The organism is Phytobacter sp. MRY16-398 (assembly GCF_003925915.1).
Classification (GTDB): Bacteria; Pseudomonadota; Gammaproteobacteria; order Enterobacterales; family Enterobacteriaceae; genus Phytobacter; species Phytobacter diazotrophicus.
On sequence record NZ_AP018756.1, the window covers coordinates 5,265,201 to 5,289,987 of the forward strand.

Consider the following 24,787-nt stretch of genomic DNA (forward strand, 5'->3'; position numbering starts at 1 on the left):
TGCTAAAACTCAAACTGATAGAGCAGATCAAGTGCCTGATCTAAGCCAGACACCGCTTCCAGATACAGCTTAGGCATCAGGCGATAACGTAACGTGAGAGTCGCCAGTGAGTCAAAAATACCCACACCATATTTTACCTGTAGACCCGGCAGTACATAGCCGCTGACCACCACCTGGGAGGAGTCGCCCACCCCTTCGGTGTCCAGCGCCAGATTGCTTACGCCAAACGTCTCGCCGATTTTACCCACAACCTGACCACTTTGTGCAACCCCCAGGCCCACTAAGGCTGAAGTCATTGCTGCACTATCGCTTTGTCCGCTCTCCAGACCCTGCCCGCGAAGCAGGTAAGAGAGCGCCTCTTGCTGCGACATCGCCGGGTCGGAGAAGATCTCCGCCTTCGGTTCATCTGCCGTGCCGGTAATACGCACCCCGGCGGTCACGTCGTTCTCGGTGGCATCCGGGTTACGAATCGCCTCGATATTCAGCAGCGGCTGATCGACAGGGCCGGAGAAAATCAGCTCCCCCTTACGCACAATCAAATCCTGGCCATAAGCGTGATAGCGCCCTTCCGGAATATTGATTTGCCCGTTAAGGCCAAGCCCTTGTTGATCCTGAGTCACTTTCAGATCGCCGGTCAGCCGCGCTTTCAGTCCGAAAGCATCCATCCGCACATTATTGCCGACATGCACAATCAAATTACTGTTAATCGGAATCGCCGCGCTTTTCGGTTTTTCCGGTTTCAGATCCGCATTGAGCATCACCTCATCACTGGAGGTGCCAACCGCGCTTTCCGGCAAATCATGCACGACGATCCGCGCCCAGGGCACATCGACCCGGCCATCAAGCGTAAACAGCGTCGGCGTAGCCTCGAACACCAGGTCAGGGGAGACGTCCAGACGCACCATAGGCGGCACGGTAATACGCACCTTGTTCCCCTGTGCCGCCACGCGGGCACGCCAGTTGTTAATCTGGCTCCAGTCCGCATCACCGCTCAGGTTAATCTGTCCACGCTGGGTCCGCACCACCCCTTGCAGGGTCGAGGTGGTGCCATTGAAGTTCATTGCCAGTTGGCTGGGCTGCATATCGAACGGCATGAAGTTACCTTCCACATCCACACCGTTGAGCTGCATCTGCCCGAACAATTGCGGGCTTTGCAGATTTCCGCCGAGCCGTAGGTTAGCGTTCAGCGTACCCGCCGCTTTCTCGCCGCGCGTAAAGATGGCGTTAGCCATTGCCAGCGAGAAATTGCGGATATTGACGTTACCGCCAAGGTTACGCCGCCCCTGCGGATCGGTGATCTGCACCTGCCCGTCAAACTGTCCGTTATTGTTCAGACGGATCAGCCAGCCTAAATCCGCACGGTTATTCTGCAACTTCGCGTTAAGGTTCAGTGTTTCGAAGGCGACCGGCAGCGGTGCATCGTTCACTACCTGGGTCACTTTGACATTACGCCCGGATAGCGTCACTTCACCCTGCGGCAAGCCTTCTTTGCTGGCATCCCACGAAACATCAGCCTTACCGCTGAATGTGCCGCTGGCCTGGGTGGTATCCGGCATAAAGGGTTTCAGCATCGCCAGGTCGAAGCGGTTCAGATTGACTACCGCACGTCCCTGCGCCCCGGCATCAATCGTCTGCGGAACGCAAAGCTCCGCATTCGGGTTGGTCCAGCAGTGTGGTCCAATACTGATTTTCTGTTCCTGATTACGGTAATCCAGCGCGATTTCACGGTTCAGGGCAACTGGCCCGACGGGGGTGGTGAAGCGTGTATCGCTAAGAGTGCCCTTCCAGCGCTGTTCGTTGCGATCAAAACTCCCGGCCAGTTTTAACTGCCCGGCGACCGGCTCACCCTGCACCCGCAACTCAAGCTCGTGCTGCTTTTCACTACCTTTGGCAGCAAGCGTTGCCAGGCTGATATTCACCCCAGGCTGAGAGAGGCGTTCAACCCGCACATTCATCGTACCGGCAAGCTGATCGGTTGATTTCACATCCCCTTTCACCAGGACACGGGCCACACGCAGCGCTTGCCAGCGCAGATTGCTGGCGGTGATATCCGCCATTACCTGTGGCGCATCCACCGTACCGCGAATATTCACAAGCCCTTTAGCCGTCCCGCCCAGCCCTGGCAGTGCGTTATCCAGACCTGGCGCGTCGATGTTGGCATCCAGGTTAAGATCTTTTACCCCCAGTTCGCCTTTGACATCGGCTTTGTTGCGTCCCAGTTCCAGATGTAGCCCCGGAATGGTCCACTGCATATAGCTGTTGCCTTTAAGCTGCCCGTCAACGCTGACTTTATTTTGTTTCACGTTCCCGGCGAGTTTCAGCTCCGGGATATCAAGCTGCCAGGTTCCGCCGTAGAGGCTGCCGCGCATTTTCGCCAGCCCGTTCAGTTTTGCAGGCCAGTCCGGGAAAGTTTTTGCGGTGTTGATGCCGTCCAGCGTTAACTCACCGCGCCAGCTAATCGCCTGCTGCCAGTCGAGCAAGGCTTTGAGTTCGGTTTTCCCTTCCAGCGCGGCTACGCTCAGCTTGTCGATGCTGATTTGCTGCTCGTTACCTTTACCGTCCAGAGTAATGGTGGCTGGTGGTACGTCCTGGCCCTTTACCGCCGTGCGGAACGACAGCGTGTAGTCAGTCATTTTGCCGGTCAGTTTGAGCTTAAGGTCGTCGGCCTGATACTGTTTTTCACCGGTAAACGGCCAGTAGAGCTGCTCGCTGGTGATGTCCAGATTGAGCGGCAGCCCCGCCTCGGCAAGCTGCGTTTGCCCACGCAGAACAATATCCACCGGGCCGGACAGGTTGACGCCAAACTCCAGTTGTTTGCGCACCTCGCCGCCGACTTTGAGCTTCACTTTCTCGCCTTTCATCGGATCGACATTCAGGGTGCTGTTGAGGGTGATATCCACCGGCCAGTTATCCCGCAATGTCGCCGTGCCCGTGGCATTAAGCGTGCCCTGATTTGAATCGATATCGAACGCATCAAGCTTCATATTGCCGTCAATGCTGCTCACTTTGAGCAGCATATTGCTGACCGTGATATCAGTGTCACCGGTTAAGCGAAGCTGCTCACCGCGAAATTCTTCAATATTGAGATTGAGCGGCAGATGCACATCCGTCATCTGCGGCAGCAGCGGTTTGGCAAAGAGTTGCTTAAGGGATTCGCCCAGCGGCAGTTCATCCGGTTTCGGATTCTCAACTTTCGGCTCCACCACCTGTTCCTGCGCCACCTTCGCCACTTTCGGCAGGGCAATCAACAGGCCGCTCAGCGAGGTGGGTTTCAGGGTCAGGTTTTTCTCTTCCCAGTTCAGGGCAGAGGAGAAGTTCATGACGGAGACGGTCGTGTCATCAATATTGATATTGACGTTATTGAGGGCCACGCGGCTTAACGTAATGGGATACGGCGTGGAAAGGTTTAACGGCCCGTTATCCTCTTCTTTCACCGGCGCGGCAGGTGGCATCTTTTTGGTATCGATGACCACATTGATATCTTTTAGCGAGATATCGTTCACGCACAGGCTACTGTCACGCAGGCAGCCCAGTTTCACCGCCAGATGGAACTCTCCGGCATTCACCGCGATACCCGGCTGATCGTAACGAATGTTTTTCAGCGATAAATCACGCCAGCCGCCGGTCACCTGGCCGATTTCCAGCCCCGGAACCCAACGGTTGGCTGCCTTAAACAGCAGGTGTAACCCGCTCGTCGTCCCGACGAGAAAAATAACCGTCCCCAGCACTAACAGGATAAACACCAGTACGCCGAGGCTTATCTTCTTCCATAAACTCATAATTCAGGCCCCAAACCGATGTAAAACTGTAATCCGTGCTCGTCTTTATCGCCGACCGGAACGGCCAGATCGAATTTGATCGGGCCAACCGGTGATTGCCAGCGCACCCCGACGCCGGTACCGGTTTTGAAATCACTGCGGCGGATATCGCTCACGGCCTCACCGCTGTCGACAAAGACCGCGCCCCACCATTTACCCGTCACGTTGTACTGATATTCCAGCGATCCGGTGGCCATTTTCGAGGCGCCGATCAGCTTGCCGTCATCATCCTTCGGCGCAATAGATTTGTATTTATAGCCGCGGATGCTGCGATCCCCCCCGGCAAAGAAGCGCAAATCCGGCGGTACGCGGTTAAAATCGTCTGTTTCAATCCACCCCAGGTTGCCACGGGCGACAAAACGGTGGCGGTCATATAACGTGCGGATCCAGGCGTTTTGCGCCTGCATCACGATAAACTCCACATCCGAGCCCCAGGCGGTGCTGGAGTAATCGATGGAATAACGCTGAGAATCACCCCAGGTCGGCATCAAACCACCGCGCGAACGGGTACGGCTGATCATCACCCCCGGATAAAGCAGCATGGTGGTGTTGGTTACGCTCGCCTGCGTAAAGTGGTCGAGGCTCCAGCGCAGGTTAATAGCGCGCTGCCAGCCGCTGGAGAGATCCCAGTAACGGGACACCGCAAGCGTGGTGGAGTCCGCTTCGGTATCATTTAAATCGGTGCGCTTAAAACCGCCCTGTACCAGATAATATTGCTCAAGCGGGTTTTTGAGCAGCGGAACTTTGTAGCTGAAATCAAGCTGTTGTTCCGGCGCCGAGACGCTGGCTGTGGTGGTAAAGCTGTGGCCATAGGAGTTTATCCACGGCTTTTTCCATGTGGCTTTGACGCGCGGACCTACGTCGGTGGAATAGCCGATGCCGGTCTCAATGGTGTTTTCAATACGCGGTGCGACGACACCTTTTAAAGGTAGTACTTTGCTTTCTCTGGCTTTATCAAACTCCGGTGCCACCACCACGGAGTTAAACCAGCCGGTAGCCGACAGGCGACGGTTAAGTTCCGCCAGATCTTTGGTCTGGTAATAATCACCTTTTTTAAACGGCACCAGATTTTGCAGATACTCTTCGCGGATTTGCGAACCTTCGAAGGTCACATCTCCGAAACGGTAGCGCTGTCCGCTGTCATAGTCGATGTCCCAGAATGCCTGATGCCGGTCAAGCGCGATGCCCAACTGGCTGTGGTTGTAGTGGCTATCGAAATAGCCTTTGCGCAAGGCCACACGGGTGAGTGATTTCTTAAAACCGTCGTAATCACCGTGGTTGAGCACAGTGCCTTTTTCCGGGCGCTTTTTTAGCAATGCAATATAATCTTCATCGGTACGCGCACCGCCGCGCAGGATCACATCCGTACCGCCGATGCGTACCGGTTCCCCTGCCGAGACACGCGCAATCAATACCTGACGCCCTTTCGCCGGCGGTGGGCGAAGCTCGAACTCGATAGTGGGTTCGTAATATCCCAGCGCTTTCAAACCTTCACGGATGGCGTCATCGACACGCGCCTGAAATCGCTTGTCCGGCGTCACTTCATCGCTCTCGATGGTGGAAAGCTGAGCGCGGACATTTTTCTGCAGCGCTCCGGTCAACCCTTCCAGTTGCAATCGGACGTTTGCCGACATGGCGCTATGGCTTGCCAGCAACAAACCGGCAAAACATAAAGTACGGATTTTTGGCACGTTCTCTCCTGAATATCCCTTGTTCCCACCCCTGGAAGGAAACGTCAACACCGCTCCGCGGCTTGTAAAAAATCCAATATGTGGATTGAAAAACGGACGACACCCCAAATATTTCTTATGTTTAAATCTAGTCTGATTTACCGCGTTTATTGTGTTAAAAGAGACGCTTCGTTACAACCTTAACCGCAATTTGCGCTTATGGGAGGCCTCACCATGAGTCTGTTTGATAAGAAAAACCTTGTTACTCAATCGGATGCGTTACCCGGACGTAACACGCCAATGCCCGTTGCCACGCTACATGCTGTTAACGAGCACTCCATGACAAACGTACCGGAAGGGATGGAGACCGCTTATTTCGCAATGGGTTGCTTCTGGGGTGTCGAACGTCTGTTCTGGCAACTGCCCGGTGTCTACAGCACGGCGGCAGGTTACATGGGCGGTTATACGCCGAACCCAACCTACCGCGAAGTGTGTACCGGACAGACGGGCCATGCCGAAGCGGTTCGCGTAGTGTATGACCCGTCGGTGATCAGTTATGAGCAGCTTCTGCACGTGTTCTGGGAAAACCACGATCCGGCCCAGGGGATGCGTCAGGGCAATGACCACGGCACACAATACCGCTCCGCCATTTATCCGCTGACGCCCGAGCAGAGCGCCGCCGCCCACGCCAGCCTCGAACGCTTTCAGGCGGCAATGCGGGCCGCGAATGATGATCGAACTATTACGACGGAAATTGTTAACGCACCGCCGTTTTACTATGCCGAAGACGATCATCAGCAGTATCTGCATAAAAACCCCTATGGATATTGCGGCATTGGTGGCATTGGCGTTTGCCTGCCGCCGCAACTGGCCTGATATTTCTTATTACCGGTTCAGCTTCCTGAACCGGTTTTCACGTTGCACCTGACTCGCTCACCCTGGAAATTCTCGCTTTAACTTTTCGCTATTCTTTCTCCACCGGCCACGCTATTTTCTCGTCATTACTGGTTTAATTTCGCATGCCTGAACTGTATTACGAGATAAGTGTATCCTGTTAATTTTATTGAGAAGTTTTTTTAACGTCTTCATTTTTTAACTTAAGTAAAATCTGTCATATATAACGTTCTTTTTCATAAGCGTATTTCAGATAAATTTCCATTTAAGAGTGACATCACCTGTCGCAATATGCTCTTAGTATGTGTTACACGCATTGTAAGCGTGTTTTTGAGAAAGCGATGTGAATACCACCTGGAGGGAGAGTTTATATGCCTTACTTAGCAGAAAGGATAACCACTCCACACGGTCAACTACTGGGCGTTAAGATCTACCCAAGAAAAACGCTTGTTCTGAACAGTCTGGAAAAAAAAAGAACTTATCTTTTTGATTTAATGAATGCCATCGGCAATAAAGCCGATTTTTTTAAAAAGCGTGATTTGTTCTGTCTGGTCTCCATCACCGATGAAGAGATCGCAATGCTATTAACGTTCGACTTAGTATTACAGGCAACACTGGCTCGACTCCCTTTTGTAAAATTACAAATCAACCAAACATTTGAAACAGCCATACAGGATTTAGCAAAAAGTAAAAATGGTATCTGGCTGAGTCATGTGGGGAATGAAAACGCACCCTTTACGCAGTACTGTGAGGCAATCGTTTTGGATGAAACCTTTACGAACAACGAGCTAAACAAAAATACGTTTCCGTATCTTATCCAAAATTTAAAGCGTTATTGCGAAAAAGTTATTATAAAAACAGACAATAATATTAACCGTCGGGCACTAGAAGAGGCGGGCATTTGGGCCTGTTGCGGACTTTATGCGCCAATACCGTTCAGTAAGGTGCATCAGTTAATGTAACCCCTTGTTGCGAAACGCCCTGCCCATTTGCAGTGTCATTTATTACGAAATGAATATGAATTGATATTTTGATTTATTTTTTCACGCATAAACAGTGAAAAACTCCAGCATATCCTCAGGTAAGGAAGGACGTCTTACGGACATAAAAAAGCCGTCTTCATAGTGAAGTCAGTGCCAGAAGCATCACTGCTTAACAACGTTCTTTGCACAAGTGGCAATGTACAAATGCGCTAACTATCAAAGAAATACCCTTTGATAGGTATATATATTGATATTAATTATCGATCAATAAATGATTGATTAATAACTTTTAGCGATCAATATTAGATATATCTAGGCATTAACAAGGAAAGGATATGGACCGGGTTAGCGTAATACCCATTCACAGCCTGAATGGCACAATTGTTGGATTTTCAATGGACTGTAGCGATCATGCCCCGCACAGCCATCACCTGAAGTATTGTTCTGACTTCTCTGTCGAAAATGGGCTTTTGTTTTATGTTAACAACCCCAGGAATCTTACAGATACTGCAGCACAGTTTCCACACCTGACATTAATGAAACAGGAAGATCCTGCGTTATTTGGGCTATGGCGGGAAAACGTCCGCCAGGCCGTGGTGATTAATCGAGACTTCTACCATAAACAGGTGCAGAAACCCACTTTCCCTGAACTGATTAAGAACATCCGAAAATCATATTCGGATCGCGTCATTATCGACGGCGTACAAAGTACGTGGGAATTTTCAGTACTACAGGATTGCGGCATCTGGGCGGTTCAGGGCTACATGTATCGCTCAGTACCCTTAAAGAAACTGGAGTGGTTGCTTTAATCGTTACGAAAGAGAACACGAGCGTAATAACGAAAAGGTCACATCCACAAAATAGAAATTAAAGGCAAAACCTTAGCGCGAGTAAAAGGAAGTAATAACGTGCCACGGGAATATATAAAAACCCTCTTATTACTCCTTTTGCTCTTTCATTGACGCATTGCTCACCCCTGTGGATAAAGGCTACACCTGAAAAACGACTACGCATTGCGCCATTCGAGCAAGAAACGAACTCACAAATGAGAAAAGCTCCCATCTACATGTAACAAACTGCTTACACTGCTGGCAGGCTGTAACACGCTTACGCTATACTAGCCGTCGAAATTGTAGGTCCACCGCTTCGGACTCGCTTTCAATGTGTTTACCACAAGGATTTTTCAACTTCCCTCCGAGGATCCCGCTTATAGCTGGATAAATTATGTTAAACAGCATCTTAGTCATACTCTGTCTGATAGTCGTAAGTGCATTCTTCTCGCTATCTGAGATTTCGCTTGCCGCTTCCAGAAAAATAAAACTGAAACTGCTTGCCGATGATGGCAACGTCAATGCGCAACGCATTTTAAAAATGCAGGAAAACCCCGGCACCTTTTTTACCGTGGTGCAAATCGGCCTGAATGCCGTTGCCATCCTGGGTGGTATCGTGGGTGATGCCGCTTTCTCCCCCGCGTTCTACAGCATCTTAGTCACCGTGGTGTCGCCAGAGCTGGCAGACCGTCTGAGCTTTATTATTTCGTTCTCGCTGGTAACGGGGATGTTTATCCTGTTCGCCGACCTGACCCCGAAACGCATCGGTATGATCGCGCCTGAAGTTGTGGCTTTGCGCATTATCAACCCGATGCGCTTCTGCCTGTTTCTCTTCCGCCCGCTGGTGTGGTTTTTTAACGGCATGGCTAACATTATTTTCCGCATCTTCAAGCTGCCAATGGTGCGTAAAGACGACATCACGTCTGATGATGTCTATGCCATCTTCGAGGCTGGCGCGCTGGCCGGGGTGCTGCGTAAGCAAGAGCATGAGCTGATTGAGAATGTGTTTGAGCTGGAATCGCGCACGGTACCATCGTCAATGACATCGCGCGAAAACGTGGTGTGGTTTGATCTGCATGAAGATGAGCAAAGCTTAAAACGAAAAGTCGCTGAAAACCCGCACTCCAAGTTCCTCGTATGTAATGAAGACATTGACCATATCGTTGGTTACGTCGACTCAAAAGACCTGCTTATTCGCGTACTGGCCAACCAAAGCCTGGTGCTGAGCAGTGGCGTGCAAATCCGCAACACGCTTATTGTGCCGGATACGTTAACGCTCTCCGAAGCGCTGGAAAGCTTTAAAACGGCAGGCGAAGACTTTGCGGTCATCATGAACGAGTATGCGTTGGTGGTGGGGATTATCACCCTCAACGACGTAATGACCACGCTGATGGGCGACCTGGTCGGTCAGGGGCTGGAAGAACAAATCGTCGCGCGTGATGAAAACTCATGGCTGATTGACGGCGGCACGCCGATTGATGACGTGATGCGGGTGCTGGATATCGACGAGTTCCCTCAGTCCGGCAATTACGAGACCATTGGCGGCTTTATGATGTTCATGCTGCGCAAGATCCCGAAACGTACCGACTCGGTGAAGTACTCCGGCTATAAGTTCGAAGTCGTGGACATTGATAACTACCGTATCGACCAGTTGCTGGTCACGCGGATTGATAACAAGGCCACGGTGTTAACGCCAAAGTTGCCGGATGCTGAAGAGAAAAGCGAGTAATCGCGACGGCAAATCACCTGCATAAAAGGCGGCGTAATTTCCGCCTTTTTTCTTGCCTGCCATTCAGCGGCGATTCTCCCCTGAAAACATCAACGGCTCCCTGACGGAGCCGTTTTTGTTGTACTGCGATTACTGCATAGCGTAGTGGGTTGGTTAAGCCATCTCAGTTTGCAGACGCATAACCTGACGGTTGACTTCGGACATCACAGTAAAGTGCTGTTTGTCCTTCACTTTCGGGATAAGGATCTTGCCTTTATCAAACTCGAAAGCGCCAACGTCCTTAATGTACAACCGTCCACGGAACAGGATTTTCACGTACTTTGCCACCTGAAGTGGGTTGTAACGTTGGAAAATTTTCATTTTTGTATCTCCTGCTAAGTAATACGCCCTTGCGGTGCCACGCTTGGCCCAACAGTGATGAGCGCAAATTTTGGTGCTCAATGAGCATAGTTCAGAAACAACATGAGACCTAGTATGTATAAGTTTATTTACCTTTTGATTACAGTTATTCAGAATTTTCTTTTCAGCGCTTACGAACAGGCAGTATAAGTCGTCGTTTTTTCGCCGTTATGTGCGTTAACCCGCAAACTGGCATCCCGTTTGCGGGAAAAGCACATTGATCGCACTTATGATTAAAAGGTTGAGTTAAGTGGTCGGATCACCTGCAAACAATAAAAGGAAACACCATGACCTTACGTAACATCCTGGCAGCCACCTGCCTGCTACTGCCGCTCCTGGCGCAAGCCCACAATTTTGAAACCAGCCAACGAGTACCGCCTGTGGGCATCGCTGACAGAGGGGAATTGATTCTCAATAACGATAAGTTTAGCTACAAAAACTGGAACAGCGCGCAGCTTCCTGGCAAAGTGCGAGTGGTGCAACATATTGCCGGTCGGACCTCTGCCAAAGAGAAAAATGCCGCGCTGATTGAAGCGATCAAGGCCGCAAATTTACCTCACGATCGTTACCAGACGACGACCATCATCAATACAGATGATGCTATCCCCGGCTCAGCAATGTTTGTGCGCAGCAGTATTGAGAGCAACAAAAAGCTCTATCCCTGGTCACAGTTTATTGTCGACAGTGATGGCGTAGCGCGAAAGGCCTGGCAACTGGATGAAGGCAGTTCAGCCATCGTTGTGCTGGATAAAGACGGACGGGTGCAATATGTCAAAGACGGCGGGCTGACACAGGCGGAAGTGCAGCAGGTCATCGCCCTGCTGCATAAGTTACTCGACGGTCAGTAAATCGACACCCGAAAGCCGGGGTTCAGGAAAGATTCACGCGGCGTGTAATCCAGGGTTTTTCCCTGCCAGTCGTGAACATGTGCCCCGGCTGCCACGGCTACCGCATGGCCTGCCGCCGTATCCCAGACGCTGGTCGGCCCAAAACGCGGATACAGTTGAGCCTGTCCCTCTGCCACCAGGCAGAATTTCAGCGATGAACCAATCGCGGTCGTCTGATGTTCGCCCAACTGAGTTAAATACTCTTTCAGTTCGTCATCCGCGTGGGAACGGCTTACCACCACCAGCGGCGGACGCGCGTCACGCACTTTAATCTGCGTCCGCGTGCCGTTTTCCTCTTTCCACGCTTTACCTTCCGCCGCGCAATACATCACTTTAAGCACCGGGGCATAAACGACGCCAAGTACCGGTTTCCCGTTTTCAATCAGAGCGATATTCACCGTGAACTCACCGTTACGCTTTATAAACTCTTTGGTGCCGTCCAGCGGATCGACCAGCCAGTAACGCTGCCAGTGCTGACGAACGCTCCAGGAGGGGGGATCTTCTTCCGACAGAACCGGAATATCCGGCGTCAGTGCCTGTAGCCCGCCAGCAATCACCGCATGCGCGGCAATATCGGCGGCCGTTACGGGGGAATCGTCGGATTTGCTGGTTACATCCATCGGCTTATGGCCGTCGTAGACCTGCATAATGGCATCGCCCGCTTCTCGCGCGAGCTGACAAATGGCTTCTAACATCATCCACCTCTTATCTATGGCAGTGGGGTTTTTACCCTCAATAATTCACATTGCGGGAAGGCGGCAAGTGAGTGAATCCCAATGCACTTACCTCAGCAAGTGATTCGGGTGAGTGAACGCTGCCAACGCTCATGCAACATGAAGTATGACGGGTATAACTCATTGTTTTACTTATATCGCATTCAGGTCGAATCTGCCAGGTGTGATAGTTGTTGCATTTATGTGGCAAATTTCATGGCAGAATTCACAATTCTGTAAGCAACAAAATGTACATATCATTTCTTTTGTGGCTCAGATCTAAAAAGGACACCTCTGATGATTAAGTTTAGCGCAACGCTCCTTGCCACGTTGATAGCAGCCAGCGTACAAGCGGCGACGGTGGATCTCCGGATTATGGAAACCACTGATTTGCATAGCAACATGATGGACTTTGATTACTATAAAGATTCTGCGACAGAAAAATTTGGCCTGGTGCGTACCGCCAGCCTGATCAATGCCGCCAGAAAAGAAGTCAAAAATAGCGTGCTGGTGGACAACGGCGACTTAATTCAGGGCAGCCCGCTCGGTGATTATATGGCAGCCAAAGGGCTGAAAAAGGGCGACATCCACCCTGTCTATAAGGCGCTGAATACGCTGGACTACGCCGTGGGCAACCTCGGCAATCACGAATTCAACTATGGCCTGGATTATTTGCACCGGGCGCTGGAAGGGGCAAAATTCCCCTACGTGAATGCCAACATTATCGATGTCAAAACCCAAAAGCCGCTGTTTACCCCGTATCTCATTAAAGAGACCGCCGTTACCGATACCGATGGTAAAACGCATACTCTGAAGATTGGCTATATCGGCTTTGTCCCACCACAAATCATGGTGTGGGATAAAGCCAACCTGAGCGGCAAAGTCACGGTTAATGACATCACCGAAACGGCGAAGAAATATGTGCCAGAGATGCGCGAAAAAGGGGCCGACCTGGTGGTACTGGTTGCCCACTCCGGCCTCTCTTCTGAACCTTATCAGGCGATGGCGGAAAACTCCGTCTACTACTTAAGCGAAGTCCCCGGCGTTGACGCTATTCTGTTTGGCCATGCCCATGCGGTCTTCCCGTCAAAAGATTTCGCCGCCATTAAAGGAGCGGATATCGCCAAAGGAACCTTAAATGGCGTGCCGTCAGTGATGCCAGGAATGTGGGGCGACCACCTCGGCGTGGTGGATCTGGTATTGAATAACGATGCCGGGAAGTGGCAGGTCGCTTCGTCAAAAGCCGAAGCGCGCCCGATTTATGATGCCGCCGCCAAAAAATCGTTGGCCGCAGAAGACAGCAAACTGGTGGAAATCCTGAAACACGACCACGATGCCACCCGTCAGTTCGTCGGCAAGCCTATCGGAAAATCCGCCGACAACATGTACAGCTTCCTCTCCCTTGTACAGGATGACCCAACCGTCCAGGTCGTCAACAACGCCCAGACCGCTTATGTGAAGCACTTTATTCAGGGCGATCCGGATCTGGCGAACCTGCCGGTCTTATCTGCCGCCGCCCCGTTCAAAGCAGGCGGACGTAAAAACGATCCGGCCAGTTTTGTCGAGGTCGAAAAAGGGCAGCTCACCTTCCGTAACGCCGCCGATCTGTATCTTTACCCCAACACACTGGTGGTCGTGAAAGCGACGGGCAAAGAGGTGAAAGAGTGGCTGGAGTGCTCCGCCGGGCAGTTTAATCAGATCGATATCAACAGCACGAAGCCTCAGTCACTCATCAACTGGGAGACCTTCCGTACCTATAACTTCGATGTGATTGATGGGGTGAAATACCAGATTGATGTGACGCAGCCTGCTCGTTATGACGGCGAGTGCCAGAGCATCAACCCGCAAGCTGAGCGTATTAAAGATCTGACCTTTAACGGCAAACCGATCGATCCCAACCAGGTGTTCCTGGTGGCAACCAATAACTACCGCGCCTATGGCGGTAAGTTTGCGGGAACGGGTGACAGCCATATCGCCTTTGCCTCGCCGGATGAAAACCGCGCGGTGCTGGCAAAATGGATAACCGACGAATCGGCAAAAGCGGGAGAAATCCACCCGGCAGCGGATAACAACTGGCGCCTGGCGCCGATTCACAGTAATACGGCGCTGGATATCCGTTTCGAAACCTCACCTTCTGAGAAGGCGGCTGCGTTTATCAAAGAGAAAGCGCAGTACCCGATGAAGAAGGTCGGTACGGACGAGATTGGCTTTGCGCTCTATCAGGTGGATTTAAGTAAGTAAGCTCGTTTATCCCGCAACTGTAGCCCGGACAAGGCGTTCACGCCGCCATCCGGGTTCACTCAGGCGGCGCGGTCGTCTCGCGTCGCCAGCACCTGAGGCAAATTTAGCTCAATCCAGTCGGCCAGCGCGGCCACTTTCTCGCTCACCTGCTCACCCAGCGGCGTCAGGCTATACTCCACATGCGGCGGCACCACCGGATACGAAATGCGGTTAATAAAACCGTCCATTTCCAGCGCCTGCAGCGATTGCGCCAGCATCTTTTCGCTGACACCGCCCATTTTGCGGCGTAAATCGCTGAAACGGTGGGTGCCGTGGCGCAGCGCCACCAGAATCAATACGCCCCAGCGGCTGGTCACGTGTTTAAGCACCTCACGGGAGGGGCACTCCTCAGCAAACAGATTACCGTCGCGCATCCGCTCGCTCAGGGTGGGATTTATGCCTTCCATACTTACCTTTTTGTACGTACTTACTAAAAGTTAGTTATGGTGATAGTATGCCACAACACAAGACAAACACGAAGAGGAATCATCATGATCGCAATTACCGGCGCTACAGGCCAACTGGGCGCACTGGCTGTTGAAGAATTACTGAAAACCGTCAAAGCGAGTGAGCTCGTCGCGATTGTACGTAACCCGGCAAAAGCTGACGCACTGGCTCAGAAAGGTGTCGTCGTTCGCCAGGCCGACTACGGCGACCAGGCAGCGCTAACGGCGGCACTGTCGGGCGTAGAAAAACTGTTGCTGGTCTCCTCCAGCGAAGTGGGCCAGCGCGCCGCTCAGCATCGTAACGTGATCAATGCAGCCAAAGCGGCGGGCGTGAAATTTATCGCCTATACCAGCCTGTTGCATGCGGATAAATCTCCGCTCGGTCTGCATGTTGAGCACGTTGAAACCGAAAAAATGTTGGCCGATTCCGGCATCCCTTACGCCCTGCTGCGTAATGGCTGGTATACCGAAAATTACCTGGCCAGCGCCCCGGCGGCTCTGGCTCATGGCGTCTTCATCGGCGCTGCGGGAGACGGCAAAATCGCGTCGGCCACCCGCGCAGATTACGCCGCTGCCGCCGCACGCGTTATCAGCACTGACGGCCATGCCGGGAAAGTCTACGAACTGGCCGGTGACAGCGCCTGGACACTCAGCGAACTGGCGGCTGAACTGAGCAAACAGAGCGGTAAACCGGTGGTGTATCAGAACCTGAGCGAAGCCGATTTTGCGGGTGCGTTAAAGGGTGTTGGTCTGCCAGACGTGTTCGCTAACCTGCTGGCTGACTCGGATATCGGTGCCTCGAAAGGAGGTCTGTTCGATGACAGCCATACCCTGAGCAAGCTGATTGGTCGCCCGACCACCCCGCTCGCGGAAAGCGTCAAAGGCATCCTGTAACTGTTACAGGCTGGTTAATTTTTGTAGCACGCCGCCGGTTCATCCTTAATAATGAGAAGATGACCTGAGCGGAGGCGAAAAGTGGAAGGCGTACCGGAACAATTCTTTGACGAGAGAGACAGCGCGCGTTTTCGCCACCTGGCGCAATTGCCAGGGGTGGAGTTGTACCATGCGCATATCTCCCGTTATGCCTTCGAACCCCATACCCACGAAGCCTTTGGTATTGGCGCAATCGAAGCGGGTGCCGAACGCTTTCGTTATCGCGGTACGCAGTACGTTGCGCCTGTCAATTCCGTTGTCACCATGAACCCCGACGAACTGCATACCGGTGAGGCTGAGACCGCGGATGGCTGGCGCTATCGCATGATCTACCTTGACCCCGCGTTGCTGGAAGAGGTGACCGGTATCCGCCACTGGTGGTTTAGCGATGCTACTCGCCACGATCCCCTGCGCACAGTCAAGATTTGCCGCCTGATTCATGGCCTGTGGCACACCGAGGATTCGCTGGCGCAAAAAGGGATGCTGCTGGACCTGATCGACACCTTCACACCGCTTGCACGTCACGCGCCGGTCAGTCAGGAAGGCGCTCATCGTTTTGAGCGGGTCCGTGACTATCTGCATGATAATTTTATGCACCCCCTGACGCTGGATGAGCTGGCGCAGGTGGTCTCGTTGAGCCCTTACCATTTTCAGCGTCAGTTCAAAGCCCATTTTCACGTGACACCCCACCAAATGCTGATGGCGATTCGTCTGTGGCGGGCGAAAGATTTCCTGACCCACGGGATGCCCGCCGCCGAAGTCGCCGCAGCCACCGGGCTGACTGACCAGTCACACCTCACCCGCGCCTTTACGCGTCGTTACGGCATCACCCCCGTGCGCTACCAGAAGCAGGTCGTCCGGCGCTAATGCGCAATCTCATACAATATTCCGTTCCCCTCCTTTCCTACACTGTGACGGCAAACAGAAACGTCAGGTGGAAGTATGATTAGTGGTGTGTTGTATGCCCTGCTCGCGGGGATGTTGTGGGGGCTTATTTTTGTTGGGCCGTTAATTGTGCCGGATTACCCGGCGGCATTGCAGTCAACCGGTCGTTATCTGGCGTTGGGGATAATTGCCCTGCCGCTGGCCTGGCTGGGCCGCCAGCGTTTACGGCAGTTAACGCAGAAAGACTGGCTCACCGCGCTGGCGCTGACCATGATGGGCAATCTCATCTATTACGTCTGTCTTGCCAGCGCCATTCAGCGCACCGGGGCACCGGTTTCGACGATGATCATTGGCACCCTGCCGGTTGTTATCCCGATATGTGCAAATCTGCTCTACAGCCAGCGTGACGGTAAACGCACCTGGACCAGCCTCGCCCCGGCACTGCTCTGTATTGCGGCGGGACTGGCCTGCGTCAATATAGCCGAACTGCACGGCGGCCTGCCGGCGTTCTCCTGGTGGCGCTATGGCTCCGGCATTGCCCTTGCGCTGGTTTCCGTCGCCTGCTGGGCGTGGTATGCGCTGCGTAACGCCCGCTGGCTGCGGGAAAACCCGGACAAGAACCCGATGATGTGGGCAACCGCGCAGGCACTGGTGACGCTCCCCGTCTCTTTACTCGGCTATGCTGCTGCCTGTCTGTGGCTGAGTGCGCAACAGCCTGATTTTGCCCAACCCTTTGGCCCGCGCCCCGCGGTGTTTCTCGGTTTGATGTTCGCGATTGCTGTGCTCTGCTCCTGGGTCGGCGCTATGTGCTGGAATGTTGCCAGTCAGCGTTTACCCACGGTCATTGTCGGGCCACTGATTGTTTTTGAAACCCTTGCGGGCCTGCTTTATACCTTCATGCTACGTCAGCAAATGCCGCCGTTGCTCACCCTCTGTGGTATCGCCCTGTTGGTTTGCGGCGTGGTCATGGCTGTACGCGCGAAGCCAGAAAAGCCTCTGGTTCAGTCAGTTTCAGACCACGGTTAATCGTGGTCTTGTTTACCCTGCCCCGAAAGGGGTATATCATCGAATAAAAGATGCATTTAAAATGCATGTTATAATTTCTGATGAGGTAACTGCTATGGCTTTCCGTGACCAACCCCTGGGTGAACTGGCGCTATCCATTCCACGTGCGTCAGCGCTGTTTCGTAAATACGATATGGATTACTGCTGCGGCGGTAAGCAGACGCTGGAGCGCGCCGCGTCCCGCAAAGAACTGGACGTTGGCATCATTGAAACCGAACTGGCAAAGCTGGCAGCGCAGCCCATCGAGAAAGACTGGCGCGTCGCCGCCCTGAGCGAAATCATCGATCACATAATCGTGCGTTACCACGACCGCCACCGCGAACAACTGCCGGAGCTTATCCTGCAGGCGACCAAAGTGGAGCGCGTACATGCCGATAAACCCAACGTGCCAAAAGGGTTAACCAAATACCTGACCATGCTGCACGACGAGCTTTCCAGCCACATGATGAAAGAAGAGCGCATCCTGTTCCCGATGATTAAAGAGGGGATGGGCAGCCAGGCGATGGGGCCAATCAGTGTGATGGAAAGCGAGCATGATGATGCAGGCGAACTGCTGGAAGTGATCAAGCACATTACCAATGGCGTGACGCCGCCGCCGGAAGCCTGCACCACCTGGAAAGCAATGTATAACGGTATCAATGAATTGATCGACGACCTGATGGAACACATCAGTCTGGAAAACAACGTTCTGTTTCCGCGTGCCCTCGCTGGAGAATAAGCAAAGGCGCCCCTGAGAGCGCCTGATTCATGGAAGTCTTTAGAGCCGCCTGCGCGGCTCTTTTTTATTTTCCCGGATGCCAGGTCTACGAATACTAGCGCATACCTGCCAGGCGTTTTTTACCCACAATCAGCCAGCCCGCGCCCAGCACAATAAACCAGATTGGGGTGACGATCAGCGCCTGACGAGTGTCCTCTTCGAGCGTCAGCAACACCAGTACGAACACAAAGAACGCCATGCATACCCAGCACATCACTTTGCCAAGCGGCATTTTGTAGATGGACGCTTCATGCAGTTGCGGACGCTGTTTACGGTAGACGAGGTAAGAGCAGAGGATAATCGTCCAGACGAACATAAACAGGATGGCCGAAACGGTGGTAATCATGGTGAACGCCGCAATCGCACTTGGGTTCACGTACAGCATCACTACACCGCCCAGCAGGCAGATACAAGAGAAGGTCAACCCTTTCGCCGGTACCGCACGTTTAGAGAGCTTACCGAACGCTTTTGGCGCCACGCCATCTTGTGCCAGGCCGAACAGCATACGGCTGGTGGAGAACACGCCGCTGTTCGCGGAAGACGCAGCAGACGTCAGCACCACAAAGTTGATAATGCTCGCTGCGGCAGGCAGGCCCACCAGAACAAACAGTTCAACAAACGGGCTCTTATCCGGCACCACGGAACTCCATGGGGTCACGGACATAATCACAATCAACGCAAACACATAGAACATGATGATGCGGATCGGAATGGAGTTAATCGCGCGCGGCAGCGACTTTTCCGGGTCTTTGGTTTCTGCCGCTGTCGTTCCGACCAGCTCAATCCCCACAAAGGCAAAGACCGCGATCTGGAAACCGGCAAAGAAGCCGCTGATGCCTTTCGGGAACCAGCCGCCGTCATTCCACAGATGCGCAACAGAGGCTTCGACCCCGGTCGGCGATTTGAAACTGGTCAGCACCATCACCAGACCAACAACAATCAGCGCCACAATGGCGACGATTTTGATCATCGCGAACCAGAACTCCATCTCGCCGAACATTTTTACGGTGGCAAGGTTCAGGCTCAGCAGCACCAGGACAATGGTCAACGCCACTATCCAGTCGGATAATCCAGGGAACCAGAATTGTGCGTAAGCGGTGATCGCCACCACATCGGCCATCCCGGTGACTACCCAGCAGAACCAGTATGTCCAGCCGGTAAAATACCCCGCCCACGGTCCGAGCAGGTCGGCGGCGAAGTCGCTAAAAGATTTGTACTCAAGGTTCGACAGCAGCAACTCACCCATCGCACGCATGACGAAAAACAGCATGAACCCGATGATCATATAGACAAAAATGATCGACGGTCCTGCAAGGCTGATGGTTTTCCCGGAGCCCATAAACAGCCCGGTACCGATGGCACCGCCAATAGCGATTAGCTGAATATGACGGTTTGTAAGATTGCGCCGTAGCGATTGTTCAGTCGAAGCCTCTTCGTCAGCCGCGACTTTTGCCTGATCTACCATGTTTATATCCTGTCTGTGTTGTTGAGGCTCTTCTGGCCTTTAATTGCATACTTCGCCCATTCGCGGACGCAACGATATTAGGTAAGAATTGGTAGGATGAATACTCTGAATTAAAAGAGATGTTAAATATTTGTTTAAAGTGAGCAGCATATCACTCAAATTAGGGGATGGAGTTCACAAAAATACACCGCAATGCGCGCATAGCAAGATAAAGTATCGAAACTAATTCATTTAATGAATGATTCACGCAACATCGTCTTCCTCTCCCCTGAAGAGGAGAGGAAAACATCGGGAAGATTACAGGATTTCCAGTAATTCCACTTCAAATACCAGGGTGCTGAATGGCGGGATGGACGCGCCCGCGCCACGCTCGCCGTAGGCCAGTTCGTGCGGAATCGTCAGTTCCCATTTGGAGCCAACCGGCATCAGCGTCAGCGCTTCGATCCAGCCGCCAATCACGCCGTTTACCGGGAATTCAGCCGGTTCGCCACGCGCGACGGAGCTGTCGAACACGGTACCGTCGATCAGTTTACCGGTGTAGTGAACGCGAACACGGTCAGTACGCGCCGGGATAGCGCCTTCGCCCTGAGTGATAACGCGGAACTGCAGACCAGACTCCGTGCTGTTCACACCCTCTTTCTCGCGGTTTTCGTCCAGATATTTCACGCCTTCTGCCGCCATCTCTTCAAAGCGCGCACGACGCACTGCGTCCGCACGTTCGTGGATTTCACGCAGCGCACGATGAACAACATCCACCGGCACAGCCGGTTGTTTACCTGCCAGCGCATCAGCAATACCGGCGACCAGCGCTTCCGGCAACAGCCCCTGTAAGCCGGAGTCGCTAAGCTGCTGCCCTACCTGCAAACCAATGCCATAGCTGGCCTGCGCTTCGATCGTGTCAAACGTTGGGGTTGTCATGGGTTTTCCTTTCATCACTTTTTAAGGTAGCGCGCAGCATAACAGCCACGCCGCAGCGGGTAAAACTTTGTCGTAGTAAAGATGACAAATCGCAGAGAAACAGAAACAATACTCCCGGTAAGATAATTCTCATTATGATGTCACGAGACAATGCATCACACAGCCAATCAGGTAGTTAGCCATCTATACTCAACGAGACAGGATAAATAATGACGCGGAGCAGGAGGAAAGCCATGCCCGGGCGATTTGAACTGAAACCTACCCTGGCGAAAATCTGGCACGCCCCGGATCATTTTCGCATTCTGGACCCGCTTCCGCCGATGCACCGTCGTGGGCTGATCCTTGCGGCGTTGTTGGTTATTATCGGTTTCCTGCTGCCCACCCCGAAAGAGACGGTGACGCCTCCCGCCTCTGTCGGGCGCGAAGCACAACTGAATATTCAGTCACAATCCCAGCCGCAGACACAATCGCAGCCTTCACAACCGCTGGTGACGTCACAGCCGGTGCAAAACCAGCAACCTGCTCCTGTCCTTAACGAGGAACCGCAGGCCGTGCAGGAGCCGATACAACAGGAGCGTCCGGTCGCCGAACACTCTGCCCCTGCTGCCTCTTCCGCTGGCGGTATTGAGCAGCAGTGGCGCACCTACCGTGTCGAACAGGGCAAAACGCTGGCCCAGGTTTTCCGTGACCACAATTTGCCGCCAACCGATGTCTATGCCATGGCAAAAGTAGAAGGCGAAGGCAAACCGCTCAGCACCCTGCAAAGCGGCCAGATGGTGAAAATTCGTCAGAACGCGAATGGCGTAGTAACCGGGTTGACGATTGAAAATGGCAGCGGCCAGTCTGTCTTGTTCACTCGCCAGCAGGACGGTAGTTTTATCCGGGCACGATAAGCCTCCTGGCCGGGTGAGCGATAACGCTACCCGGCCAGAAGTTAATCGGCTTTTCGGGAGACCTTGTTCACCCACCAGATGCCGGAGCACACCAGCATCAACGCAATCGCGTATTTGAGTTCGAGAATATTCTCGCCCAGAAAAATAGCCGACAGTAACGCACCTGAGACCGGGATTAAGAAGTTAAACGGCGCAATCATCCCCACCCGATTGTACTTGAGCAGAATGCTCCACAGCGCAAACGCAACCGAGGAGAGTAGCGTCAGGTAGCCAAGAATCGCCACCGAGGAAGGGCCATGCACGGTAAGCTCGCCGCCAAAAACATACCCGCCGACCGCGAGCACGACGCCACCAAACCCCAGTTGATAACCCGTCATTACCAACGGATCGACCGTTTGCGAGATCCGCTTACCGTATAGCGTCGATGCCGAGAGGATAAACGCCGCCAGGACTACAAAACCATCCCCCATCAGGCTAAAGCTGAACTCCATCAGGCCATTGTTGAGGTTAACCACCATGACGCCAGCAAACCCCAGTACGCAGCCAAGGGTTTTGTTATAGCTCAGTTTGTCATTCTGGTAGATAAAGTGGGCCAGCAGCACGCTAAAGAAGGTGCCCGTCGCATTCATAATTGAACCTTTTACCCCAGTGGTGAAGGCCAGACCAATATAGAAGAAGACGTACTGGAGTGAGGTTTGCGTAACCCCGAGCAGTGCCAGTTGGCCACACTGATGGAAAGAGAGGCGAGCCAGCGGGCGGCGCTGCGCCAGCGCAAGCAGCAATAACAGTAGCCCTGCGAAGAAGAAGCGATAGCCAGCAAAGACGATTTTCGAAGGGATATCATCTACATCAATCTGGAAAATCTCATAACCGCTTTTAATCGCCGGGTAGGCGCTTCCCCATAATAAACAACAGAATGCTGCTCCTGCATACGCCGCATTTTTACGGGCAAAGAGCGGCGGCTGGTGTATCGTTTCCATACATTCACCAATTTAAAATAACGTTTTATTTTTTAATTATTGCGGAATAGCCAGGAAATGGAAACAGATATGCGAAAACAGAGATCAGGTTGTGAGCTCGAAGGGATAAAAAGGAAAAACCAGAGGGATAAAAAGCAAAACGCCGGCACAAGGCCGGCGTTTTTACGCAACGTCAGAAGCTAATTACTCAGCAACAACGTTAACGATCAGTTTAGCGAATACTTCGCTGTGAACCTGGAAGTCCACTTCGTGCTCACCAGTGGTACGCAGAACGCCGTTCGGCAGACGAACTTCGCTCTTAGCCACTTCAACGCCAGCTGCAGTTACAGCGTCAGCGATGTCGCGGGTACCGATGGAACCGAACAGTTTACCTTCGTCGCCAGATTTGGAAGCGATGGTTACAGTGCCCAGTGCGTTGATTGCTTCAGCGCGAGCGTTAGCAGCCGCCAGAACGTCAGCCAGTTTGGCTTCCAGTTCAGCGCGACGAGCTTCGAAAAACTCAACGTTTTTCTTGGTAGCCGGAACAGCTTTACCCTGTGGAACCAGGAAGTTACGAGCGTAGCCCGCTTTAACGTTTACCTGATCACCCAGGCTGCCCAGGTTTGCTACTTTATCAAGCAGAATAACTTGCATTACCTTATCCTCTTAAAGTCGTATTAATGGACCGTGCCCGATTACTGATGACGATCAGTGTACGGCAGCAGAGACAGGTAGCGAGCGCGTTTGATAGCGCGAGCCAGCTGACGCTGGTATTTTGCACGAGTACCGGTGATACGGCTTGGGACAATCTTACCGCTTTCGGTGATGTAGTTTTTCAGCGTAGCGATATCTTTATAGTCGATCTCTTGAACGCCTTCCGCGGTGAAACGGCAGAACTTGCGACGACGGAAATAACGTGCCATATGGCTAGTCTCCAGAATCTATCAATTCAATCTGCTCGGCATGCAGAACCATTTTAGTCAGACCGTTCTTTGCCTTGTGGCAAGAGATGAACCCCTGAACGGTTATGCGGCTGCCGACCGTTATACTGTGAGTAATGGCCTGGTTTTCGTGTCCGCTAATGATAACGGGCATTTGGCACCACGCCTGCCGGTGAAACCCGGCTTCCTCCTGCACAGAACGGTGCTCAAGCACGAACTGGCAGTGAGGAATTCCTGATGGGCTGACCTTTCGAAGGGGGGTCCTGCACACGGTGCCGGACAACACCAGACGGTTGGTCATCAGAAATTACTCTTCAGAATCCCCAGCATCTGCATCATCTGCGGTTTCGTTGGCGAAATCATCGCGACGCTCACGGCGCTCGTCTTTCGCTTTAACCATCGGAGATGCTTCGGTAACAGCGTGTTTAGTACGCATTACCATGCTACGGATAACGGCATCGTTGAAGCGGAAGTTTGTTTCCAGCTCATCGATAACTTCCTGCGGAGCTTCAACGTTCAGCAGAACGTAGTGTGCTTTGTGCAGTTTGTTGATCGGGTAAGCCAGCTGACGGCGGCCCCAGTCTTCCAGACGGTGGATCGTACCTTCTGCTGCAGTGATTGCACCAGTGTAACGTTCGATCATGCCCGGAACCTGTTCGCTCTGGTCAGGATGGACCATAAAAACGATTTCGTAATGACGCATCGAATTGCTCCTTACGGATTATTCAGCCTCCTGTCTGGGTCAGCCGCGGCCCATGGAGGCAAGGAACGTGATTAAAGGGCGGCTGAAAAATTGACGCGTCATAATACTTATCTCGCCCCCCAAACTCAAGCTGATTGCACAAATAATTCGCACTAAGCGCAAAGCCGCTTCACAGAGTGGGATTAAAATTAGACAAAACGGATACGGCAATTTTTTGAACGACAGCATCAGAAATGGTCGCGATACGTTTTGGCGGGAAAGCGTAGACTTTAAATACACCCCAATGACACGGGAGGAAAGATGTTCTGAAGGTCACAACATAAGCAGTAATGGAGCACAATATTATGAAAAACATCGCAATCTTACTCACAGCGCTACTCCTTAGCGCCAATGCGGCGGCAGCCATCAAAATTGACGGGCGGCAAGCCAAAAACATGGATGATGTGCAGAGCTTAGGCGTTATTTACATTAATCATAACATCGCCACTGAAAGCGAAGCGGATCAAGCACTCAAAGTCGAAACTGACGCGAAGGGTGCGAAATATTATCACCCGGTCTTACTTCGGGAGCCGGGCAGCAATGGCCTTATTCACGCCAGCGCTGACATTTATCGCTAGTA

General features: G+C 52.6%; 24 protein-coding genes. 12 read left to right on the forward strand and 12 right to left on the reverse strand.

Features of this window, described 5'->3' with window-relative positions:
* Nucleotides 1–2: 2 nt before the first annotated feature.
* Both tamB and tamA read right to left on the reverse strand, forming a co-directional pair.
* Entirely contained in the window at nucleotides 3–3,779 is a 3,777-nt protein-coding gene (tamB, locus tag MRY16398_RS25700; protein ID WP_125125461.1) for an autotransporter assembly complex protein TamB, read from the reverse strand.
* Complete coding sequence (gene tamA, locus MRY16398_RS25705; protein ID WP_039077768.1) at nucleotides 3,776–5,509, reverse strand: autotransporter assembly complex protein TamA; 1,734 nt, start codon at nucleotides 5,507–5,509, stop codon at nucleotides 3,776–3,778. Before tamA ends, tamB begins: the two co-directional genes overlap by 4 nt.
* A 213-nt stretch (nucleotides 5,510–5,722) precedes the next feature.
* On the opposite strand from tamA, the gene msrA reads away from it, so the two are divergent.
* The 4 genes from msrA (at nucleotide 5,723) to paeA (ending at nucleotide 9,924) form a co-directional block, all read left to right on the forward strand.
* On the forward strand, nucleotides 5,723–6,364 hold the full coding sequence (gene msrA, locus MRY16398_RS25710) for a peptide-methionine (S)-S-oxide reductase MsrA (RefSeq protein ID WP_039077769.1): 642 nt from the start codon (nucleotides 5,723–5,725) through the stop codon (nucleotides 6,362–6,364).
* Between the two features lie 389 nt (nucleotides 6,365–6,753).
* Nucleotides 6,754–7,344, forward strand: a complete 591-nt coding sequence (locus tag MRY16398_RS25715; RefSeq protein WP_071193491.1) for an EAL domain-containing protein — start codon at nucleotides 6,754–6,756, stop codon at nucleotides 7,342–7,344.
* Between the two features lie 356 nt (nucleotides 7,345–7,700).
* Entirely contained in the window at nucleotides 7,701–8,174 is a 474-nt protein-coding gene (locus tag MRY16398_RS25720; protein WP_125125462.1) for a hypothetical protein, read from the forward strand.
* A 415-nt stretch (nucleotides 8,175–8,589) separates the two neighbouring features.
* Nucleotides 8,590–9,924 (forward strand): polyamine export protein PaeA, encoded by a 1,335-nt coding sequence (gene paeA, locus MRY16398_RS25725; RefSeq protein WP_039077772.1) that lies wholly within the window; start codon nucleotides 8,590–8,592, stop codon nucleotides 9,922–9,924.
* A 153-nt stretch (nucleotides 9,925–10,077) separates the two neighbouring features.
* Here the strand turns inward: paeA and MRY16398_RS25730 are convergent, their stop codons facing one another.
* Entirely contained in the window at nucleotides 10,078–10,284 is a 207-nt protein-coding gene (locus tag MRY16398_RS25730; RefSeq protein WP_039077773.1) for a DUF1107 domain-containing protein, read from the reverse strand.
* A gap of 326 nt (nucleotides 10,285–10,610) precedes the next feature.
* On the opposite strand from MRY16398_RS25730, the gene MRY16398_RS25735 reads away from it, so the two are divergent.
* Nucleotides 10,611–11,171: a YtfJ family protein gene (locus tag MRY16398_RS25735; protein ID WP_039077774.1), complete on the forward strand. Its 561-nt coding sequence runs from the start codon at nucleotides 10,611–10,613 to the stop codon at nucleotides 11,169–11,171.
* Here MRY16398_RS25735 and cysQ read toward each other — a convergent pair.
* Nucleotides 11,165–11,905 (reverse strand): 3'(2'),5'-bisphosphate nucleotidase CysQ, encoded by a 741-nt coding sequence (cysQ, locus tag MRY16398_RS25740; RefSeq protein WP_039077775.1) that lies wholly within the window; start codon nucleotides 11,903–11,905, stop codon nucleotides 11,165–11,167. The genes MRY16398_RS25735 and cysQ overlap by 7 nt on opposite strands.
* A 315-nt stretch (nucleotides 11,906–12,220) precedes the next feature.
* Between cysQ and MRY16398_RS25745 the strand changes: the two genes are divergently transcribed.
* A complete protein-coding gene (locus tag MRY16398_RS25745; protein WP_071193490.1) occupies nucleotides 12,221–14,164 on the forward strand; it encodes a bifunctional 2',3'-cyclic-nucleotide 2'-phosphodiesterase/3'-nucleotidase in 1,944 nt (647 codons plus the stop codon).
* Nucleotides 14,165–14,223: 59 nt separating this feature from the next.
* On the opposite strand, the gene MRY16398_RS25750 is transcribed toward MRY16398_RS25745, so the two are convergent.
* The gene (locus tag MRY16398_RS25750) at nucleotides 14,224–14,610 is read right to left on the reverse strand and encodes a winged helix-turn-helix transcriptional regulator (RefSeq protein WP_039077777.1); all 387 of its coding nucleotides are present in this window, start codon (nucleotides 14,608–14,610) and stop codon (nucleotides 14,224–14,226) included.
* An 84-nt stretch (nucleotides 14,611–14,694) separates the two neighbouring features.
* On the opposite strand from MRY16398_RS25750, the gene MRY16398_RS25755 reads away from it, so the two are divergent.
* From MRY16398_RS25755 to ytfE, 4 genes are all read left to right on the forward strand, one after another.
* Nucleotides 14,695–15,543: an SDR family oxidoreductase gene (locus MRY16398_RS25755; protein WP_125125463.1), complete on the forward strand. Its 849-nt coding sequence runs from the start codon at nucleotides 14,695–14,697 to the stop codon at nucleotides 15,541–15,543.
* Nucleotides 15,544–15,624: 81 nt separating this feature from the next.
* Entirely contained in the window at nucleotides 15,625–16,449 is an 825-nt protein-coding gene (locus tag MRY16398_RS25760; RefSeq protein WP_125125464.1) for an AraC family transcriptional regulator, read from the forward strand.
* Nucleotides 16,450–16,524: 75 nt separating this feature from the next.
* Entirely contained in the window at nucleotides 16,525–17,493 is a 969-nt protein-coding gene (locus MRY16398_RS25765) for a DMT family transporter (RefSeq protein ID WP_039077780.1), read from the forward strand.
* A gap of 94 nt (nucleotides 17,494–17,587) precedes the next feature.
* The gene (gene ytfE / locus MRY16398_RS25770) at nucleotides 17,588–18,250 is read left to right on the forward strand and encodes an iron-sulfur cluster repair protein YtfE (protein WP_125125465.1); all 663 of its coding nucleotides are present in this window, start codon (nucleotides 17,588–17,590) and stop codon (nucleotides 18,248–18,250) included.
* Nucleotides 18,251–18,344: 94 nt separating this feature from the next.
* On the opposite strand, the gene cycA is transcribed toward ytfE, so the two are convergent.
* Together cycA and fklB are read right to left on the reverse strand one after the other, a co-directional pair.
* Entirely contained in the window at nucleotides 18,345–19,754 is a 1,410-nt protein-coding gene (gene cycA, locus MRY16398_RS25775) for a D-serine/D-alanine/glycine transporter (RefSeq protein WP_079497704.1), read from the reverse strand.
* A gap of 297 nt (nucleotides 19,755–20,051) precedes the next feature.
* Nucleotides 20,052–20,672, reverse strand: a complete 621-nt coding sequence (gene fklB, locus MRY16398_RS25780) for an FKBP-type peptidyl-prolyl cis-trans isomerase (protein ID WP_039077783.1) — start codon at nucleotides 20,670–20,672, stop codon at nucleotides 20,052–20,054.
* Nucleotides 20,673–20,905: 233 nt separating this feature from the next.
* Here fklB and MRY16398_RS25785 point away from each other — a divergent pair, with 233 nt between their 5' ends.
* Nucleotides 20,906–21,565 carry a LysM-like peptidoglycan-binding domain-containing protein gene (locus MRY16398_RS25785; RefSeq protein WP_039077784.1) on the forward strand — a complete coding sequence of 220 codons (660 nt, stop codon included), beginning with the start codon at nucleotides 20,906–20,908 and terminating at the stop codon, nucleotides 21,563–21,565.
* A gap of 41 nt (nucleotides 21,566–21,606) precedes the next feature.
* Here the strand turns inward: MRY16398_RS25785 and MRY16398_RS25790 are convergent, their stop codons facing one another.
* The 5 genes from MRY16398_RS25790 to rpsF all read right to left on the reverse strand — a co-directional run bounded on the left by MRY16398_RS25790 (nucleotide 21,607) and on the right by rpsF (nucleotide 24,168).
* A complete protein-coding gene (locus MRY16398_RS25790) occupies nucleotides 21,607–22,545 on the reverse strand; it encodes a DMT family transporter (RefSeq protein ID WP_125125466.1) in 939 nt (312 codons plus the stop codon).
* A 183-nt stretch (nucleotides 22,546–22,728) separates the two neighbouring features.
* Nucleotides 22,729–23,178 (reverse strand): 50S ribosomal protein L9, encoded by a 450-nt coding sequence (gene rplI / locus MRY16398_RS25795; RefSeq protein WP_039077786.1) that lies wholly within the window; start codon nucleotides 23,176–23,178, stop codon nucleotides 22,729–22,731.
* Between the two features lie 41 nt (nucleotides 23,179–23,219).
* Nucleotides 23,220–23,447 carry a 30S ribosomal protein S18 gene (gene rpsR, locus MRY16398_RS25800; protein WP_000135199.1) on the reverse strand — a complete coding sequence of 76 codons (228 nt, stop codon included), beginning with the start codon at nucleotides 23,445–23,447 and terminating at the stop codon, nucleotides 23,220–23,222.
* Nucleotides 23,448–23,451: 4 nt separating this feature from the next.
* Entirely contained in the window at nucleotides 23,452–23,766 is a 315-nt protein-coding gene (gene priB, locus MRY16398_RS25805; protein ID WP_090080991.1) for a primosomal replication protein N, read from the reverse strand.
* Nucleotides 23,767–23,772: 6 nt separating this feature from the next.
* Complete coding sequence (rpsF, locus tag MRY16398_RS25810) at nucleotides 23,773–24,168, reverse strand: 30S ribosomal protein S6 (protein ID WP_006686337.1); 396 nt, start codon at nucleotides 24,166–24,168, stop codon at nucleotides 23,773–23,775.
* Between the two features lie 344 nt (nucleotides 24,169–24,512).
* Here rpsF and yjfY point away from each other — a divergent pair, with 344 nt between their 5' ends.
* Entirely contained in the window at nucleotides 24,513–24,785 is a 273-nt protein-coding gene (gene yjfY / locus MRY16398_RS25815; RefSeq protein ID WP_039077825.1) for a DUF1471 family protein YjfY, read from the forward strand.
* Nucleotides 24,786–24,787: the final 2 nt, after the last annotated feature.